Below are 15,253 nucleotides of genomic sequence, written 5' to 3'. Positions count from 1 at the left end.
CACCTTCGCGCTCTAGTCGTCCTGCGACTCCGCCGCCGGCGCCTCGTCAACCACTGAAACTGCGTCAGCAGAAACCTCCGGCTCGATCGCCCCCAATTCGATCAACTGCTGATGCGCCAGTCCGCCCCACGTCGTCGCCGACCAGTCCCGCTCGATCATTCGATAGTAATAGACCGCCGCGTCAATCTGACCCACCCGTCGATAATACTGCGCGACGCGAAAGTCTTTCTCCGCCCGGCTCTCCTCAATCCGCGAAAGAAGCTGCGGCACCATATATTCGCCCGCCTCCTCCGGATACTTCTGCCGGTAGTCCTTCAGATAGACCTCCGCCTCCAGAAGATCCGCATCGTCAAAATCCACCCCAGGAAACCGCGCCAGGGCAGACTCGCCCGCCCGCAGCAGCGCAAACTTCGAATACCGCCCCCGCGCAAAGTCGCGCATCAATCTCGCATACGCCTCCTCCGCCTCCTCAAAGTCGCCGTTCACATAGTGATAGTCCGCCTTCAGCCTAAGTGCCTGCTCCGCCACCGGCGTGTCGCGCGCCCGATCGTCAATGATCCGGTCGAGCATCGTCAGCGCCTCCTCCTCGCCCGAAAGCCACAGCACGCCCTTCCACACCTTCTGCTTCCGCTCCTTGAAAAGCAGCATCTCCGCGATGATCAGTTCCTTCCGGATCGCCCGGTCAGACAACTCCGTCCCCGGCCACCCGTCCAGCAATTCCTCCAGCCATCCATAAGCCTTGATCAAATCGCCCGACTTCGGCTTCGCATCCTCCGCCGACACCTCATTCTCCGCCGCATAAAAAAGCGCCTCCGGCCAGTGAGCCGACTCCGGCCACGTCTTGAACCACGCCGCCATCGCCTTCCGCGCAGCCTTGAATTCCTCCCGCGCCACAAGAGATCGCGCCAGTGCCAGGTCGCCTTCCTCCGTGCCGGGAATCGGCGCAGCCGTCTCAATCCACTCCCCGCTTTCGGCGTCGTACTCCAGCCGCTCCTGAAATGTCTCCGGCGGATCGGCAGCCGTCGCGAAAGTGACAACGGCGAACAAGAGGAGGCAGGCCGGCAGGGCGGATCGCTTCATGGTTCTGGCCTCGATGATGTATCAGTCTCGATCTCTCGCCGCGCCAATGCGGCCGCTGCGCGGATTCTAAACATCCCCGCCCCAATCGCAAACATCCTCGCATATCGCCCCCGGGCCAAAAGCCGGCGGCTTCTCTCCACCCACCAACACTGCCTCATTTCCCATTTCCGCGCGCACTTGGAGCAAGTATTCACAAATAGAGCCCCAACGCCCAAACGCTCAACAAAGATGCACGCGATGAACAAAGCGCACGTCAACCCAACCCTCGGATCCTCGTCCCCTATGTTTCACTTTCCCGACTCGTTTTTCAAAGACTTACAAACGAACTTTCCCGAGGTTTTCCGCGCCTGTTCGGGCATACACTGGTCCTGCTTCACTTTGCCGTTCTTCACAAAAAACCACCCAAAAAGCGCATCGCCCCAACACACGCCCGCCACAAGAGTTGCAATCGAGAAAATTCGGCTGTGTCACCTTATGTCACCTTCGATTTTGCTCGACTTGCGCGCGACCAACGAAGCGGCTTGCCGTTTGGCGACGGCTGACCAGCAACCCCCGACATCGCCATGTGTCACCTTGGATTTCGAGCCGCTACGGCGTCGCCCCCAGCGCCACCCAAAGGAGGGTCTTACCATTAAAAATACCGTGAACAAAAATCACCAGCGTCAGCGATCCCGTGCGAACGTAGAGATACCCGAGCAAGATGCCGAACACCGCCAGCGCAGGGATCGCATGGTAAAGAGGAACGTGAAACAGCCCGAACGCCATCCCCGACAAAAGCACCGCCGCCCATCGGCTTCGCGCCGCCCTGGCAATCAGCGGCAGAAACAACCCGCGAAAAAACATCTCCTCAACCATCGGGGCCATCAAGGTCGCCCCCGCCACCGTCAGCACAATCGTGAGCCGGTCCGCCTCTCCGGAAAGCAGCGTCTTGATTGTATTGTGCTCGACCGGCTTGTAATCAGGCCAAACCAGTTCGATCCCGAACACAGTCAGATGCAAGGCGATCGTGCAAAGCGGCCAGACCGCGACATAGGCGACCGCCGCCTGCAAAACGCGAGTCCCCACACGGCGAAAGCCCAGCCCCCAATCGACAAGCCCCCCCCGTGTCCTGGCTCGCCCGATCAGCAGAAGAATAATGACCGTCAGGAGCTGGGCCACAATCACGGCCACGGCGGTCGTCGTGGACGCAACCGCTGGGGCAGTCGTCGGCTGCGTCGTCGTATCCCCGTTCGTCGGGCCCGCAAGGAGGATTCCAAAGATGCCCGGCAGCAGCCACATCGCCGCCAATGCGATAAGCAGATCAATCGGCTCAACGTCGTTTCGCGGCAACTCCGGAAGCCGCAGGACATCGGCCCAACGCTTGCGCACCGTCAACCATACGGCTCCAACGACAAGCAGCCCCGCGCCGCAGCACAAGACGATCAGTTCAGCAACTTCCAGCCGGGTCCAGTTCGACGGCATCGTGTGGTTGCATCCTGGCGGGGGCAATTCTAAAGTGGCACACGGGAGCGACGCATGACGGGCACTATATTGGAACAGATAGTCGAGACCAAACGACGCGAAATCGCGGCGGCGAAGGCCTCGGTCTCGTTCGCCTCTCAGGAGACCGCGGCCGGTAAGGCGGAGCCCGCCCGGAATTTCTACGATTCAGTGACGCTTCCCGGCAGGACCGCGTTGATTGCGGAGATAAAAAAGAAGTCCCCCTCGGCCGGACTCATCCGCGAGCCCTTCGACCCCGTCGCCATCGCACAGATCTATGAAACAAACGGCGCGGCGGCCCTGAGCGTCCTGACCGATCGCTCTTACTTCGCCGGCGATCTCAGCTTCATCGAGGCCGTCAAACGAAAGTCGTCGTTGCCGGTCCTGCGAAAGGATTTCATTCTTGAAGAGTATCAGGTGTTCGAGAGCCGCGCGGCCGGGGCCGATGCAATCCTGCTCATCGCCGAGATCCTGAGCAGCGACAGGCTGCGATCCCTCGCCGAATTGTCGCGACAACTGGGCATGGCGACCCTGATCGAGCTGCACGACCCGGCGAATCTCCCGCGCGTCCTGCCGTTGATTTCCCCGCAGGATCGTGCGCTCCTGGGCATCAACAATCGCGACCTGCACGCCCAGCGGACAACCTTGATGACCTCGTTTTCGCTGGCGAGGCAATTGCCGCAAGGCGTCCGATTCGTGGCGGAAAGCGGTATTCAATCGCGTGCAGACGTTCAGGCCCTTTCAGTGGCGGGGGCCTGCGCGATCCTCGTCGGTGAGACGCTCATGCGCGCCGACGACATCGGCGCAATGGTGCGCGAGCTATTGGGAGGGGCTTAGTCTTGTACTTCAAAAGTGGGGGGGCCGCGCGCAATCACGCCGCGCATCGATCGCTACTTGCCCATTCCCCCGACAACCACTTTGCCTCAACCCTCGTCCTCGTCCTCAATCACCGTGGGCTTCAGCGAGACCGTCTTGGTAAACGTGCCGCCCACCTTCGTACCGCCGCCGGCCGGCGCGACGATCACTTCGGCCTCCGCACCCGCCGCACTGAGTTGCAGGACGGCGGACGTCGATTGGTCGAGATTGCCCGTCGATTCGAGGACCACCACGGCATCGCCCCCGAGTTCAGCGCCGTCGATCTTCACCTGATCGAGCCCCGGAGTGCCTCCGGGTCCGTACTGAACGATGTACGGCTTCTTCGTCACGGGATGAGTAATCGGCGTATCGGGGGCCGATTTCTTCGAGATGAAGTAGCGGTTGTTATCCGGCTCGATCTTGATCGCCGCAGGATCGGCCGGATCGCGCAGCGAAAGACTCTTCGCGTATTCAACGTCATTCTCGAAGCGCTCGGCCGCAAGTCGCGCCTGCTCGCGCAGCCCGGCCTCGGCGTCGGGCCAGGCCACGGCGGCGACGATGCCCACGACGACGACCACGATAAGCAGTTCCACGATCGTGTATGCGTTTCGATGCATGTTTCTTCCCCCATGCTTAACGAGCTATCTCACTTGCCGACGCGCGGCCCCGGCCTGGTAGCGGGCTTTCGTTCGTCGGCCTTGATCGTGACCTGCACCGGCTTGGTCTTCAGGTGTTCGAGTATCTGCCCCAGCAGCACATTCGTGCGGCGAGTTTCTTCGACGATCTCGCGTCGTTGCAAGGCCGTGTCCGGGATCTGCGCCCGCGCGGTCGGAACGCCGTCCGGCCGGCCGACCCATAGCTCGATGGCGATGATGGTCAGCAGGACCGTCAGCGCGCAAAGAATGCCCCGTGTAAATCGGTCAAGGGTGATCGTGGTCGTTGTCTGCTCGGACATCTTAATCCTCTTTCCAGTTCAGCAGCGTATAGGGCTGGGAAGGCGGAGCGTTCTCAACATCCCAGAACCATGATCGAGTTGAATCCCAGGTGAAGCGTACGGACGTACCGGAGCCAAGTCCCGTGATCGGTTTCGACTTGATAACTGAACCGACTACCCTGATCGTTGAATTTTTCTTGTTCTTTATGTCCCATCCGCCGGCGCTGATGATCGAACCGTTGATCGTCACATCAGTGTCGTGTGAACGCACCATGACGAAGTTTGTGGCGCCCGCGACCACGGCTGCAGGGAACCCCTCAACGGCTGTAATCTGAATGGGACCTCCGTTTTCAAACTCCAGATTTCCCGCGGTGACGACAAGCGTTCCGAGTAGGTTTGCGTTCGAGTTGATTATTAAATTGCCGCCTTTGTACACCATGATGCGTCCGGGGTTGGCGGCAGTCAGCGTGGTGGCATTGAGGGCGGCCGCGTCGGCGGATGAAATATTGTTGTCAGTGATCACAAGTGCGGTGTAGGTCTGTCCGCGGATCGTGTATGACTCGTACTTGTTCGTCGCCGCAGTCGGACCGACATAAGGTTCGGATGACGGGGGCAGCGGCTTGGTTCGGATACCGCGCCAATCGATGTCGCCGGTGGCGGATATCGTTCCATTGCAAAAGGAGAACAAATTACCGGTGATGTCTCCATTGGCGTGAAAATCGCCGAAGATACTCACTCCAAGCGGAATCGTTGACGACGTCGTATCGAATAGCGCATACGGAACCACCCACTTGTTGGCTTCGGGCACGATTACCTCGGCCGTGACCTGCCGCTTGCCGCGAACGCTTCCGTCAGGGTCGAGAGCGACGCCCGTCGCCGTGATGCGATAAAGGTTCAGATCGGTCTTCGCAGGCGTCCAGGCGTCCGATCGAAGGACCGAAATGTTCGTGTAATCGCTGGTCGCGTCGACAGCGACGTTGCTCGCGCCAGTGTAGTAGGAGCCGTAGGCCACGGTCGTCGGCGGATACATGAGGAAGTGAGTGCCGATGGCGACGCCGGACTCAGCCAGGTACAGCGCCCGCATCGCGCCGTATCGATTGACCGACTCGGGCATGGCGGTGGAGTGGCTCTCGACAAATGAGAGACCCAGCGCCGTCACAATGACCGCGATGCCGAGCACGGCAAGGAGGATGTAGCCTTTGCGTCGATGCATCATGGAGCCTTTTGAATCAATGTGTCTTCACCGCGGCGTCACTCGCATGGGCGGCTTAGCTGGTTGCCACGCCCGTCCACTTGGAGACCTTTTTTCGTTGCTTCTTGTTCGAGCCCGGCAACGGCGGACCGTTGGCTGCGGGCACGAAAAGGTAATCGGCGGATGCCCGCGGGCTCGCACAGGTGGTGAATCCAACCGCGTCGCCGTCCGTGCCCAGAACGAAATTCGCCTCGACCACCTTCGTATCGGTGTAGTCGGGGTACCCAACGAAGCCAAAGCTCTCCACCCCTTCGGCCCATACGATCGACTTCAGATCGGACGATGGGTAAAGGGAAAGCAGGGTCGCCGAGTTCTTGAAATTGGTGGTCGTCACCGTCGTCCCCGGCATGGCGCCGGAAGACTCGGGATACTCGTAAATAATCTGCTTCTTGGCGGCATCGTAACGAATGACACCGGTCTCGTAGAGATTGACATCTTCGTCGCCGTTGTAGTCTTCGACCCACAAGGAGACGGCGCTGACCGTGACCTGACCGATGCAGCGTGCCTCGCGGATGGCCTGGCCGATGCGATTGAGCGCATAGTAGCCGGCCGTCTTCGTCTTGCGGATGTCGCGCGTCTGGCTCGCCGCGTTGGCAACGGCCGACGTCAGCGCCGCCGCAGCGCCCGTCACCATGGCGGCGGTCACGGCGGCGAGCAGAAGCTCGACAAGCGTGAAAGCCGGCAAGCGGCGGGGGGATCGACATTTGTTCGAGGCACAAATTGAAATCGCGTGTCGGCGACGCATGTCAATCCTCCCTCGCGACGATGCGGACGAATCGGGCCACCTTCGCGGTCGCGCCGTCATAAACGTTCACGGTCACGCGGACAAAGCTGTTGGTATCGTTCGCCTGCTGGCCGGGAAAAGTGATGTACTCGACGGTGGCGCTTCGCCACAGGCTGCTGCTCGTTCCCGCGGTCTTGTTCTGATTCTTGAAGTCCTTGAGATTCCCGGCGGACTCGCTGTAGCCGTGGAAGTCGTCGACGTTATCATAAGTGGCGCGCGTGAGTCCGCCCTCCGGTCCCGGTGACGCAGTTCGGTCCGCCGGGTCGAAGAACGGACGTGCGAGGATTTCCTCCATCATGGCCTCGCCCAGCGCGGCGGCCTCATCGAGCTTTCCGGCCTCATTGACCTGCTGAACGCCTGCGCTGAACGGCAGCGTGGCTGAAGCGGCAACGATGGCCAGAACGGTGGCGGCCAACAGGGCCTCGGCGAGTGTAAAACCGCCGGCCGAGCATCGAGCGCGGCAAAGAAACCCATTCGTGTTTGATTCGGACATCACCTGCCTCCTTGACGATTCGGGCTGGGTGCTAGAACCATACGATTCAATCAACCGCCATCGCAAGATTGCCCGCCGGTATCGGACGCAAACACTGCCAAATCAAAACCGAAGGGACCGGAAACGTTCGGCGGTGTCGCCGAACGCTCCGGTCCCGTAGCTTGGTGTTATCAGTCGCTCGGCGCGCTTGCCGACGGGCGAGGCTCGCGCGGCCAAGCCACGAGTCGACTCGCTTAGAGCGTATCGTGGGCGACGCCGTTGGTCGTGCCGCCATCGTTCGCCTTGAAGGTTACGGTGGTGTCATCATAGTACCAAGCCTTCGCGGCCGCGGCGGCGGTGTTGGTGACATCATTGCCGGTGCCGCCGACGGTGAACGGATTGGTCGGGATTCGCTGGAGGTAAGGGCCGAACTTGCCGGTGGGGCTGACGGTGCCGGCGGCATCGGTCTTCTTTGTCATCTGGTTAACGAAGTCCGCAAGCGGCGGCGGGTTGCCGTTGTGCTGGTGCTTATAAAGGTCGATCTGCTTTCGCACCTCGCGCAGGTTAAAGGTGAGCGAGCTCGATCGGGCGTCGGTGCTCGCGTCCGTAAACTGCGGAATGACTACGGCGGCAAGAATGCCGAGAATGATCACGACGATCAAAAGTTCAACCAGCGTAAACCCGCGTTTGGCCTTCATCGTTGTCCCCTTGTCAATAAAAATGGGTGGTCGAAATTCACTCTAAGGGCGCCGTTGCCCCCTCTGCTCAATTACAGTGCATCGTGCGCGATACCATTGGTCGTACCGCCGTCATTGGCCTTGAACTCGCCGGTCGTGGCCTCATAGAACCACGCCTTGGAAGCGGCCGCAGCCGTGTTCGTAACGTCGTTGCCGGTGCCGCCGACGGTAAACGGATTGGTCGGAATTCTCTGAAGGTAAGGACCGTATTTGCCGGTAGGGCTGACGGTTCCGGATGCATCGGTCTTCTGGGTCATCTGGCTGCTGAAGGTCGCCTGACCGGGATAGTTGCCGTTGTGCTGCAGTTTATAAAGGTCGATCTGGCCGCGAATGGTTGCCAGATTGGTCATCAAAGAATTCACCCGAGCTTCCGTCGTGGTGTCGTTGAACTGGGGGATCACGACGGCGGCAAGGATGCCAAGGATGATGACCACGATGAGGAGTTCGACGAGTGTAAATGCTCGCCCTGTTCGCATGACTTTCATAATGCATCCCCTGGATGGTCGTCTTGGCAGACGCGAGTTCATTTTGACTCGTCGCGGCGGCCGAGAGACGAATGGCCATTATCGCGCGTGCCGACCTAGAGGCGATCCGCGAGAAATGGCACATGCCCTATCGGATGACCGGGGGGGCTTCTTTAGGCACAGAGTCGGTGTAAACGAGTTCCTGGCAGGCAAGAGGCGCAATATGGGGGCGATAATTCTCTGGACGTGGCGATAACCTGAGGCACAAGCCGTCAGTAAGGAAAGCCGTGCGATGATGGCCCTCAGGTTCCGATGTCTTCGTTCCACAAGTCGGGGTGCGCGGCAATGAAGTCGTTCATCAGTTTTACGCATTCTTCGTTGTGCACGATTTCCAGGGTGACGCCTCGGGATCGCACGTAGTCCTCAGGGCCCCGGAAGGTCTGATTCTCACCGATGACGATCTTCGGAATCTTGTAGAGCAGGGCCGTTCCGCTGCACATGTCGCAGGGCGAGAGGGTGGAATAAAGAACGGCACGTTGATAATCTCGGGCGGTGCGTCGTCCGGCGTTTTCCAGGGCGTCCATTTCGGCATGGAGAATGGCGCTGCCCCTCTGGACGCGACGATTATGGCCTCGGCCGATGATCTTGCCGTCGAGGACCAGTACGGAACCAATCGGTATTCCGCCTTCGTCGAGCCCTTTGCGGGCTTCGTCAATGGCCGCCTTCAGAAACTCATCCATGGCCGATCCTCCGGTGTGATGCGCCTCATCGTATCCAGAGCAAAGCGAGCCGAATTTTACCGCGGCGGCAAAAAAAAGCAGTAGCGGGGATTTCCAGGACTCTTGCCGGGCGCGCTTTCGACCGCGCCGGATATCTGTGCTAGGCTAGCGGCCCGTTGAGCTATGGAATCAACCTACAAACCAAACCGCCTGCGAAGACTCCTCTCGCTGATCTTAAAGCTCGCGGTTTGCGGCGGTGCGCTGGCATACTTGAGCGACAAGGTCGCACTAAACGACTCGGTTCGTCTCAGCGAAAACCCTTCGCATCGGCTTCGGTTATTGGCCGAGGAGGGCGAGACGCTACGGGTGTTCGATCCCGGGCAAAACACGACGCGCTCGATTTCGCGAGGTGAGCTGGCCTCACCGGACCAGCTTAGGAAGGGGCAGCGGCCAATCGAATATGGCCTGAAGTCCATCGCAACTCACGCCGACTGGCGATGGGCCTCGTGGGCGTTTATCGCCTATGGCCCGGTGGTCTTTATCCTGGCTTGGCGGCTTCAATGTCTGCTGGCCATGCAGGATATCAAGGTCAGCTTCAGAAACTCATTGCTGCTTACACTGGCCGGCAACTTCTTCAACTTTTCGATGCCGGGCACGACGGGCGGAGACCTTTACAAAGCGTACCACGTTGCGCGGATGACGGATCGGCGGACCGAGGGCATCACGGTCATCATCCTTGACCGGGTGATGGGGTTGGTCAGTTTCCTGCTGATCGCGGCGATCACGATCCTGGCGTTCTGGCGGACCGACATGATCGGATTCTACGGACGATGGGTCGGGTATTTGACGGTTGGGTTCTTCGTCTTGAGCGGCCTGTTCTTTTCACGTCGGATGCGGCGGCTTATCGGATACGAGTCGCTGCTCAAGCGCCTGCCGCTGGCGGACAAGCTCAAGCGCGTGGATGAGACGGCATTTCGATTTCGGTACCACCCGAAGCAGGCGACTTCTTCGCTTGTCAGTACGATCGTGAGCCACTTTCTCATTATCACCTCGATTTACTTCACGGCGCTGGCCCTGGGGATTCACACGTCCGCCTACCACGCGGATATAAACCTGTATTGGGCCATCCTGCTGGCATCGGTCGTGGGATTTCTGCTGGCCGCGATTCCAATCAGCATCCAGGGCTTCGGATTGATGGAGGCGGTCTTCTTCAAGGTGCTGGTCGAGGGGGGCTGGTCCACGTCTTCGCAAATGCTGGCGCTGACGCTGGGACTTCGGCTGGTGCAAATCATCTGGTCGCTGCCGGGCGTGGTCGTGCCCTGGCTGGGCTTCGCCAGGCCGCGGGAAGATGTTGATGCGCCCGATTCGTCGATTTCCGCCGAGGCAGCGATATAGATCGACTCGCAAACGGGTGAGTCCTGCCGGCCGTTGCCGACCAGGTGAGCACACGTCCTCTGGCGTCGTGCAAGAACTCGAAACAGCCTTAGAGCATGGTTCCACGCAACAAGATCACGGCGGTCGTGAAGTAAATGAGAATTCCGGTTACGTCCACCAGCGTAGCGACGAAAGGTGTCGATGAAACGGCCGGATCGAACCCGAGTCGTTTGAGAATCAGCGGCAACATGGAGCCTGTCAGGGTACCGAACATGACGACCCCGACGAGGGCCGTTCCGACGACGAAGGCCACGGCGCTGACATGTACTTTGTTCATGGCGCCATGTGACGCCTGGTAGGTACCATAGATGTAGGCGACCACAAAGGCGGATACGCCGAGGATGGAGCCGAACATCAGCCCCGAAATCAGCTCCCGCCGCATGACCCGCCACCAGTCGGAAAGCGATAGCTCGCTAATTGCCAGGGCGCGGATGACCAGAGTAGCGGCCTGCGATCCAGAGTTTCCGCCGGTGCTGATGATAAGAGGAATGAACGCCGCCAGGATGACGACCCTCTGCAGGGTCGATTCAAATCTCTGCATCGCCGTGACCGTCAGCATTTCTCCGCAGAACAGCAGAAAAAGCCAGGGCGCACGCTTGCGCACCATCGTCATCGCGGTCGCTTCGAGGTACGGCTCGTCTAAAACCCGGACGGCCGCCATTTTATGCACGTCCTCGGTTTCCTCTTTTTCAGCCACGTCCAGGACGTCGTCCACCGTGACGATGCCGACCAGCACGTTGCTTGAATCCACGACCGGCAGGGCAGTGCGGTCATATTTCTTAAACGCGCGAACGGCCTCTTCCTGGTCGTCGTGGGCATTGAGGAAGGCATAGTGACCGTCCATGATGTCGGCGACGGTATCGTTTGGATCGGCCAGAACAATGTCCTTCAGTCGCAGGTCGTCGATCAGATGGCCCTTCTCATCGGTGACAAAAACGATGTTCAACGTCTCCTTGTTTCCGCCGACCTGGCGGAGGTGCGAGAATACGTGAGAGATGGTCCAATCCTTGCGAATCGACACGTAGTCCGGCGTCATCCGCCGGCCGATGGACTCTTCCGGATAGCCGAGAAGCCTGACCGCGATTCGTCGCTCCTCGGGGGAGAGCAGGCCGATCAGCCGCTGCGCAGCTTCGCTCGGCATTTCCTCAAGGAGGGCCGTGCGGTCGTCGGGGTCCATTTCATTCAGGACGCCGGCGACTTGCTCTTGCCCGAGGGCACGGAGCACTTGTTCCTGCAATTCGACAGGGAGATACTCAAAAACGTCCGTCGCCTTCTCACGCGGAAGAATCCGGAAGATGATCGCTACGCGCTCTGGTGGAAGGTCGGAAAATACGTCCGCTACCTCGGCGGCCGGCAGCTCAGACAAAGCCTCGCGCAGCGCGCCGAAATTTCGCGCGTCGATCAGTTCTTCAAGCTCAGGAAGCAGCAATTCTCCGAGCACGCATCACCCGTGACAAGAAAAGGGCATCATAAGTGGGACCGGGCCGCGCCGTCCCCGGGCATCGGTCGAATTGTATCCCCGAATGGGGCCGTGGCGAGAGCAGTAAGAACGAAGAATTTCAAAAAAATCGAGAGAGGTTATGGCTGGCTGTCGGAACTCTGTGCGCCGGAATCTTCTTCGAACAGGCGGGCATGAATCATTGCCAGGCGACCGTTCGCATACCTCCGCAGCGGTTGCATATGAATGGATCCAGAAATTCGACCGGCGTACGCCTTGAACACATCATGGTGAATCAGCATGGCCGCCGGATGAACGATGCCTGCCCGTCGGGCCAGATACTCGATGACCTTTTGATCCACGAAGCCAACTCCGAGATGTCGAATTGCCCGCCCGAAGAATCGGCTGGGATGGGCGGTGCTGAGATTCAGGCCTCGCTTTTGCCGCTGCCGAGCGACGATAAATAGGAATGCGATGAATGCCGCCGCCAAGACCATGAGCCAAAGGAAGAAGCTCAGATCGGCCCCAATAGTCTCGCGGGAATTGAAGCCGCCGCGAATGCTCTTGAACCTCTCGGCCGTAGGGTTTTGTGCCAGGAGAATGTTAAGCATCATGATTCGACCCCTCTTGCCTGCGAATGGATGCCCGAGGCCGATGAGACTTCGACGTTTCCTCGTTCGATCCGCCTGAGGACTTGCTGGGCGGTTCGTGCGATTCTGGGATCGGGATCATTCTTGACCATATCGCGCAAGCGGGGCGCAATCGCGGCCAGCCGATACTGGTCGACGACCCATAGGGCCATACAGCGATGCTCGATGCGTGCGTCTTGCATCATCGCAACCAGCGAGGAGGCGGCCTCGGGAACCCGCATCTTCAGTAGAATGCGCACTGCCGCGGCGCGGACATTGGCGTCGGGGCTCTTCAGCAGCGGAATGAAAAGGCTGGTTTCCTTGATGCCGCCCATCTGTTCAAGGGCTTCGAGGGCTTGAGTCTGAACAAGCGGCGTGTCCTGGGCCAGAGCTCGCTCCAGGATGCGATGACTCGTCAGGTCTCCAATTCTGCCCAGGGCCCGGATCGCGGTCGCGCGCACTTCCGGGGTCGGGTCGTTGGTAATGCTGAATATCTCGCGCTTAAAGTGCTCCGCCAACTCCAGCGCCAGAATAAGTCGAAGAGCCCGAATCCGGTCGATCGCCTGATTCCCCGTGAGCTTATTCTGCAGTTGCACGGACAGGCCTGGCACGTAGTCGAGGGCCCTTTTTCCGGCTGCGCGGGCCATCGACGGCGAGACCTTTTCGAAATTGCGCCACAGGTCGTCAAACTCTTCGCTAATACCCGCCGACTCCAGCAGGGAGGACCACTCGGTCGGGCGATTTCCCATGACCTGCTGCCGGACGGCGCCTTCTCGTTCCTTTCGAAACTGAATCTCCTGGGCGGCGATTTCTCGAACCACCGTGTCTTCGTGGTCGATCGCGCCCTGCAACGCAAGCGTCGCCCTTGCGGAATCGAGCTGGCACAGGGCCCATACCGCGGCCCTGTTTGCCTCGGTATTGTCGATGAGCAGAAAGTTGAGCAGCACGGCGACCTTCTGTTCGAGCGGAATCCCCAAAGCCAGCACCCAATTGGGCGTGGCCGCAGCGACATCGGCGGGCAAGGTGAAGGAAGGTTCAAACCCGTCTCCCAGCCACTCAAGCGAACGAATCTGGAGCATGCCCTTTCGGATTTCCGGATCGCGCGTCAGCCAGTGCTCCCGAATGAACTCGGCGAAAAAATCCGTATCCTTGCAGGCGGCGAGCAATTCGCAAATCTGCCTGCGAAGTTCCGGGTATTTCAATGAGACGTAAAGGAACGGGACGAATCGCTTTGAAAGGTTTTCGCCGATGATTTCGAGCATTGCCTGCGTCAGCTTGCCGCGCGTGATTGTGTTCTTGGTGAAGAGCTGGCCCTCGATTTGGGCGGCGAACAGCATCGCCGCCTCAAGGACTTCTGCCCGGTGGTGGCTTTCGAAGCTCGCCAGGGCATCCTCCATCGCGCTCAGGAGGAACTGCTGCTCTTCAATGATCATGCGAACGGTTGCGACGATGGTCGCGGCCAGTGTGCCGCCGTCGTCCTCGGCATCGCGCAAAATGGCGGTCGTCGACGCAAGATTCGACAGGTGTCTTAGGCTCATCTCTCGAAGTGTGACGGCGGCTTCCGCGCGAATCTGCACGGCGCCGTCGTGGATGGCCAGCGCCGCCAGGTAAGCAAGCCGGGGGTTTTCACTTCGGCGAATGATCTGCAATGCATTAAGCCGAGTCTGGCTCCGCGAGCTTCGAAAACTCGTGCGAAGCGCGGAGAAGAGCTTCGATGTAGCGGCCACGATGCGCGAGCGCGCCGAGGATTCCAGTTGATCGAATTGCTCCACGATACCCGTCAGGCCCGTGGGTGAGTCGCGATCCAGGATGAGATCTATGAGATACAGGTGTGCGTCGGGCGGAACATGATCCAGGGCCTTGAGGAGCGCATCGTCTGCGGCGGAGTCATCCGCATTACGAAAAAAGTCGATGAGCTTGATGCGCGCAGTCATGCCTTTTTGCCCTGGTTCTGGGGCATACCCCCCTTTGGAAATCGGTCCCGAGAGGGACCCTCCTTAAGATGCGATTGACCCACGGCCCCGGCAAGGATTAAGACCGGTATTGATTTTCATCGTAGGATTCGGCCCACTTGGCAATGCCCCGATAAGTCGTCGTGTGATCGACGGGCAGGCGGCATGGACGCCGCAACTTGCTGCTAGGCGGCTTTTCGAGTCACGCGAAAGAGGTCGTACCGAAGGAGGCCGGCACGGAACAATCTTTCCAAAGCAGCCAGAAAGAGGATCCGTCCGCGAAAGCCGCGGGAACCCGACCAGCCGCGTTTTCTCACCTCGGAAAGCCCGTCACGAAGTGAGCTCGCGACGCCCTGAGACGCTTCCTCATGGTGCCGAAGTTCGAGACCGGCTCCTTCGAAGGCGGCTTGGTAGTCGTCGGCCGACCAGAGCGTGACGTTGGAATTGAATTGGCTCGGCAAGCTGTTCAAGAGCGACACGGGGGCGAACAGCAGCTTGTGTGTCGTGGTGATGTCGCCGAGGCACAGTGTGCCGCCCGGCCGCAATGCACGATGGCACTCCGCAATGAATCGCCGCTTGTCAGAATAATGAAGCGCCGATTCGAGATTGAAGATGACGTCAATCGTCTTGTCCGCCACCGGCAAACTGTGGGCGTCTCCCTGGAGAAATCGGGGGCGCACCGAATCATTGCTCGGTCTTCGACCGGCCGCCAAGACGCTCGACCAGCAGTATTCGATGCTGAGAATTTGCTTTGGTGAAAACCGTCGGGCGATCCACGTTGACGGCCCGCCGATTCCACATCCGACGTCCAGCACGGTTGAATCGCTACCGATCACCGTGTCACCCAGTAGCCGCCAGACGAGTGCCTGCTGATGCTGATCGAAAGAAGCGCAGCCCGATGACTCTGCATAGCCGCAGTTGTAACCCAGCAGCCCGTGCGCCTGCGTCAGGTTCCAGTTCGGCTGATAGTGGGCCTCCATCGTTTGATGCGACATGAGGAAGGGCCTCGGGTTTGCGGGGTCGA

At 59.7% G+C, this 15,253-nt stretch carries 16 protein-coding genes; 2 read left to right on the top strand and 14 right to left on the bottom strand.

The genetic code is table 11. From position 1 onward, the window contains the following. Window positions 1-12 precede the first annotated feature (12 nt). Window positions 13-1,080, bottom strand: a complete 1,068-nt coding sequence (bamD, locus tag HS101_04050; GenBank protein ID MBE7505440.1) for an outer membrane protein assembly factor BamD — start codon at window positions 1,078-1,080, stop codon at window positions 13-15. A 588-nt stretch (window positions 1,081-1,668) separates the two neighbouring features. Beyond that, on the bottom strand, window positions 1,669-2,541 hold the full coding sequence (locus HS101_04045; protein ID MBE7505439.1) for a CPBP family intramembrane metalloprotease: 873 nt from the start codon (window positions 2,539-2,541) through the stop codon (window positions 1,669-1,671). 54 nt (window positions 2,542-2,595) lie between these two features. Here HS101_04045 and trpC point away from each other — a divergent pair, with 54 nt between their 5' ends. Then, the gene (gene trpC / locus HS101_04040; GenBank protein MBE7505438.1) at window positions 2,596-3,396 is read left to right on the top strand and encodes an indole-3-glycerol phosphate synthase TrpC; all 801 of its coding nucleotides are present in this window, start codon (window positions 2,596-2,598) and stop codon (window positions 3,394-3,396) included. Between the two features lie 86 nt (window positions 3,397-3,482). On the opposite strand, the gene HS101_04035 is transcribed toward trpC, so the two are convergent. From HS101_04035 to HS101_04000, 8 genes are all read right to left on the bottom strand, one after another. After that, the gene (locus tag HS101_04035) at window positions 3,483-4,031 is read right to left on the bottom strand and encodes a prepilin-type N-terminal cleavage/methylation domain-containing protein (protein MBE7505437.1); all 549 of its coding nucleotides are present in this window, start codon (window positions 4,029-4,031) and stop codon (window positions 3,483-3,485) included. Window positions 4,032-4,060: 29 nt separating this feature from the next. Continuing rightward, on the bottom strand, window positions 4,061-4,369 hold the full coding sequence (locus HS101_04030; GenBank protein ID MBE7505436.1) for a hypothetical protein: 309 nt from the start codon (window positions 4,367-4,369) through the stop codon (window positions 4,061-4,063). A 1-nt stretch (window position 4,370) separates the two neighbouring features. Next, entirely contained in the window at window positions 4,371-5,561 is a 1,191-nt protein-coding gene (locus HS101_04025; GenBank protein MBE7505435.1) for a hypothetical protein, read from the bottom strand. Window positions 5,562-5,616: 55 nt separating this feature from the next. Next, window positions 5,617-6,285 carry a hypothetical protein gene (locus tag HS101_04020; GenBank protein MBE7505434.1) on the bottom strand — a complete coding sequence of 223 codons (669 nt, stop codon included), beginning with the start codon at window positions 6,283-6,285 and terminating at the stop codon, window positions 5,617-5,619. 61 nt (window positions 6,286-6,346) lie between these two features. Next, window positions 6,347-6,877 (bottom strand): prepilin-type N-terminal cleavage/methylation domain-containing protein, encoded by a 531-nt coding sequence (locus tag HS101_04015; GenBank protein MBE7505433.1) that lies wholly within the window; start codon window positions 6,875-6,877, stop codon window positions 6,347-6,349. Window positions 6,878-7,110: 233 nt separating this feature from the next. Continuing rightward, window positions 7,111-7,554, bottom strand: coding sequence for a prepilin-type N-terminal cleavage/methylation domain-containing protein (locus HS101_04010; protein ID MBE7505432.1), 444 nt, complete (start codon window positions 7,552-7,554; stop codon window positions 7,111-7,113). A gap of 71 nt (window positions 7,555-7,625) precedes the next feature. Continuing rightward, complete coding sequence (locus tag HS101_04005) at window positions 7,626-8,078, bottom strand: prepilin-type N-terminal cleavage/methylation domain-containing protein (protein ID MBE7505431.1); 453 nt, start codon at window positions 8,076-8,078, stop codon at window positions 7,626-7,628. A gap of 281 nt (window positions 8,079-8,359) precedes the next feature. Then, the gene (locus HS101_04000; protein MBE7505430.1) at window positions 8,360-8,797 is read right to left on the bottom strand and encodes a nucleoside deaminase; all 438 of its coding nucleotides are present in this window, start codon (window positions 8,795-8,797) and stop codon (window positions 8,360-8,362) included. 162 nt (window positions 8,798-8,959) lie between these two features. On the opposite strand from HS101_04000, the gene HS101_03995 reads away from it, so the two are divergent. Then, window positions 8,960-10,171 carry a flippase-like domain-containing protein gene (locus HS101_03995; protein MBE7505429.1) on the top strand — a complete coding sequence of 404 codons (1,212 nt, stop codon included), beginning with the start codon at window positions 8,960-8,962 and terminating at the stop codon, window positions 10,169-10,171. 88 nt (window positions 10,172-10,259) lie between these two features. On the opposite strand, the gene mgtE is transcribed toward HS101_03995, so the two are convergent. The 4 genes from mgtE to HS101_03975 all read right to left on the bottom strand — a co-directional run bounded on the left by mgtE (window position 10,260) and on the right by HS101_03975 (window position 15,224). After that, window positions 10,260-11,651, bottom strand: a complete 1,392-nt coding sequence (gene mgtE, locus HS101_03990; GenBank protein MBE7505428.1) for a magnesium transporter — start codon at window positions 11,649-11,651, stop codon at window positions 10,260-10,262. A 137-nt stretch (window positions 11,652-11,788) separates the two neighbouring features. After that, the gene (locus HS101_03985; protein MBE7505427.1) at window positions 11,789-12,262 is read right to left on the bottom strand and encodes a hypothetical protein; all 474 of its coding nucleotides are present in this window, start codon (window positions 12,260-12,262) and stop codon (window positions 11,789-11,791) included. Then, on the bottom strand, window positions 12,259-14,211 hold the full coding sequence (locus tag HS101_03980; protein ID MBE7505426.1) for a HEAT repeat domain-containing protein: 1,953 nt from the start codon (window positions 14,209-14,211) through the stop codon (window positions 12,259-12,261). The genes HS101_03985 and HS101_03980 overlap by 4 nt, the downstream gene beginning before the upstream one ends. A 203-nt stretch (window positions 14,212-14,414) precedes the next feature. Next, on the bottom strand, window positions 14,415-15,224 hold the full coding sequence (locus HS101_03975; GenBank protein MBE7505425.1) for a methyltransferase domain-containing protein: 810 nt from the start codon (window positions 15,222-15,224) through the stop codon (window positions 14,415-14,417). Window positions 15,225-15,253: the final 29 nt, after the last annotated feature.

Source organism: Planctomycetia bacterium (assembly GCA_015075745.1).
Lineage (GTDB): Bacteria > Planctomycetota > Phycisphaerae > UBA1845 > UTPLA1 > UTPLA1.
This window is presented reverse-complemented; position numbering and strand designations above follow the sequence as displayed.

Excerpts from the sequence above, each read along its gene's own strand:
- HS101_04005 (MBE7505431.1), bottom strand. The coding sequence starts at position 8,078 with ATGAAAGTCATGCGAACAGGGCGAGCATTTACACTCGTCGAACTCCTC.
- HS101_04000 (MBE7505430.1), bottom strand. The coding sequence starts at position 8,797 with ATGGATGAGTTTCTGAAGGCGGCCATTGACGAAGCCCGCAAAGGGCTC.
- HS101_03995 (MBE7505429.1), top strand. The coding sequence starts at position 8,960 with ATGGAATCAACCTACAAACCAAACCGCCTGCGAAGACTCCTCTCGCTG.
- HS101_03975 (MBE7505425.1), bottom strand. The coding sequence starts at position 15,224 with ATGTCGCATCAAACGATGGAGGCCCACTATCAGCCGAACTGGAACCTG.
- HS101_03985 (MBE7505427.1), bottom strand. The coding sequence starts at position 12,262 with ATGATGCTTAACATTCTCCTGGCACAAAACCCTACGGCCGAGAGGTTC.
- HS101_04035 (MBE7505437.1), bottom strand. The coding sequence starts at position 4,031 with ATGCATCGAAACGCATACACGATCGTGGAACTGCTTATCGTGGTCGTC.
- HS101_04010 (MBE7505432.1), bottom strand. The coding sequence starts at position 7,554 with ATGAAGGCCAAACGCGGGTTTACGCTGGTTGAACTTTTGATCGTCGTG.
- HS101_04030 (MBE7505436.1), bottom strand. The coding sequence starts at position 4,369 with ATGTCCGAGCAGACAACGACCACGATCACCCTTGACCGATTTACACGG.
- HS101_03980 (MBE7505426.1), bottom strand. The coding sequence starts at position 14,211 with ATGACTGCGCGCATCAAGCTCATCGACTTTTTTCGTAATGCGGATGAC.
- HS101_04015 (MBE7505433.1), bottom strand. The coding sequence starts at position 6,877 with ATGTCCGAATCAAACACGAATGGGTTTCTTTGCCGCGCTCGATGCTCG.
- HS101_04045 (MBE7505439.1), bottom strand. The coding sequence starts at position 2,541 with ATGCCGTCGAACTGGACCCGGCTGGAAGTTGCTGAACTGATCGTCTTG.
- HS101_04025 (MBE7505435.1), bottom strand. The coding sequence starts at position 5,561 with ATGCATCGACGCAAAGGCTACATCCTCCTTGCCGTGCTCGGCATCGCG.
- bamD (MBE7505440.1), bottom strand. The coding sequence starts at position 1,080 with ATGAAGCGATCCGCCCTGCCGGCCTGCCTCCTCTTGTTCGCCGTTGTC.
- trpC (MBE7505438.1), top strand. The coding sequence starts at position 2,596 with ATGACGGGCACTATATTGGAACAGATAGTCGAGACCAAACGACGCGAA.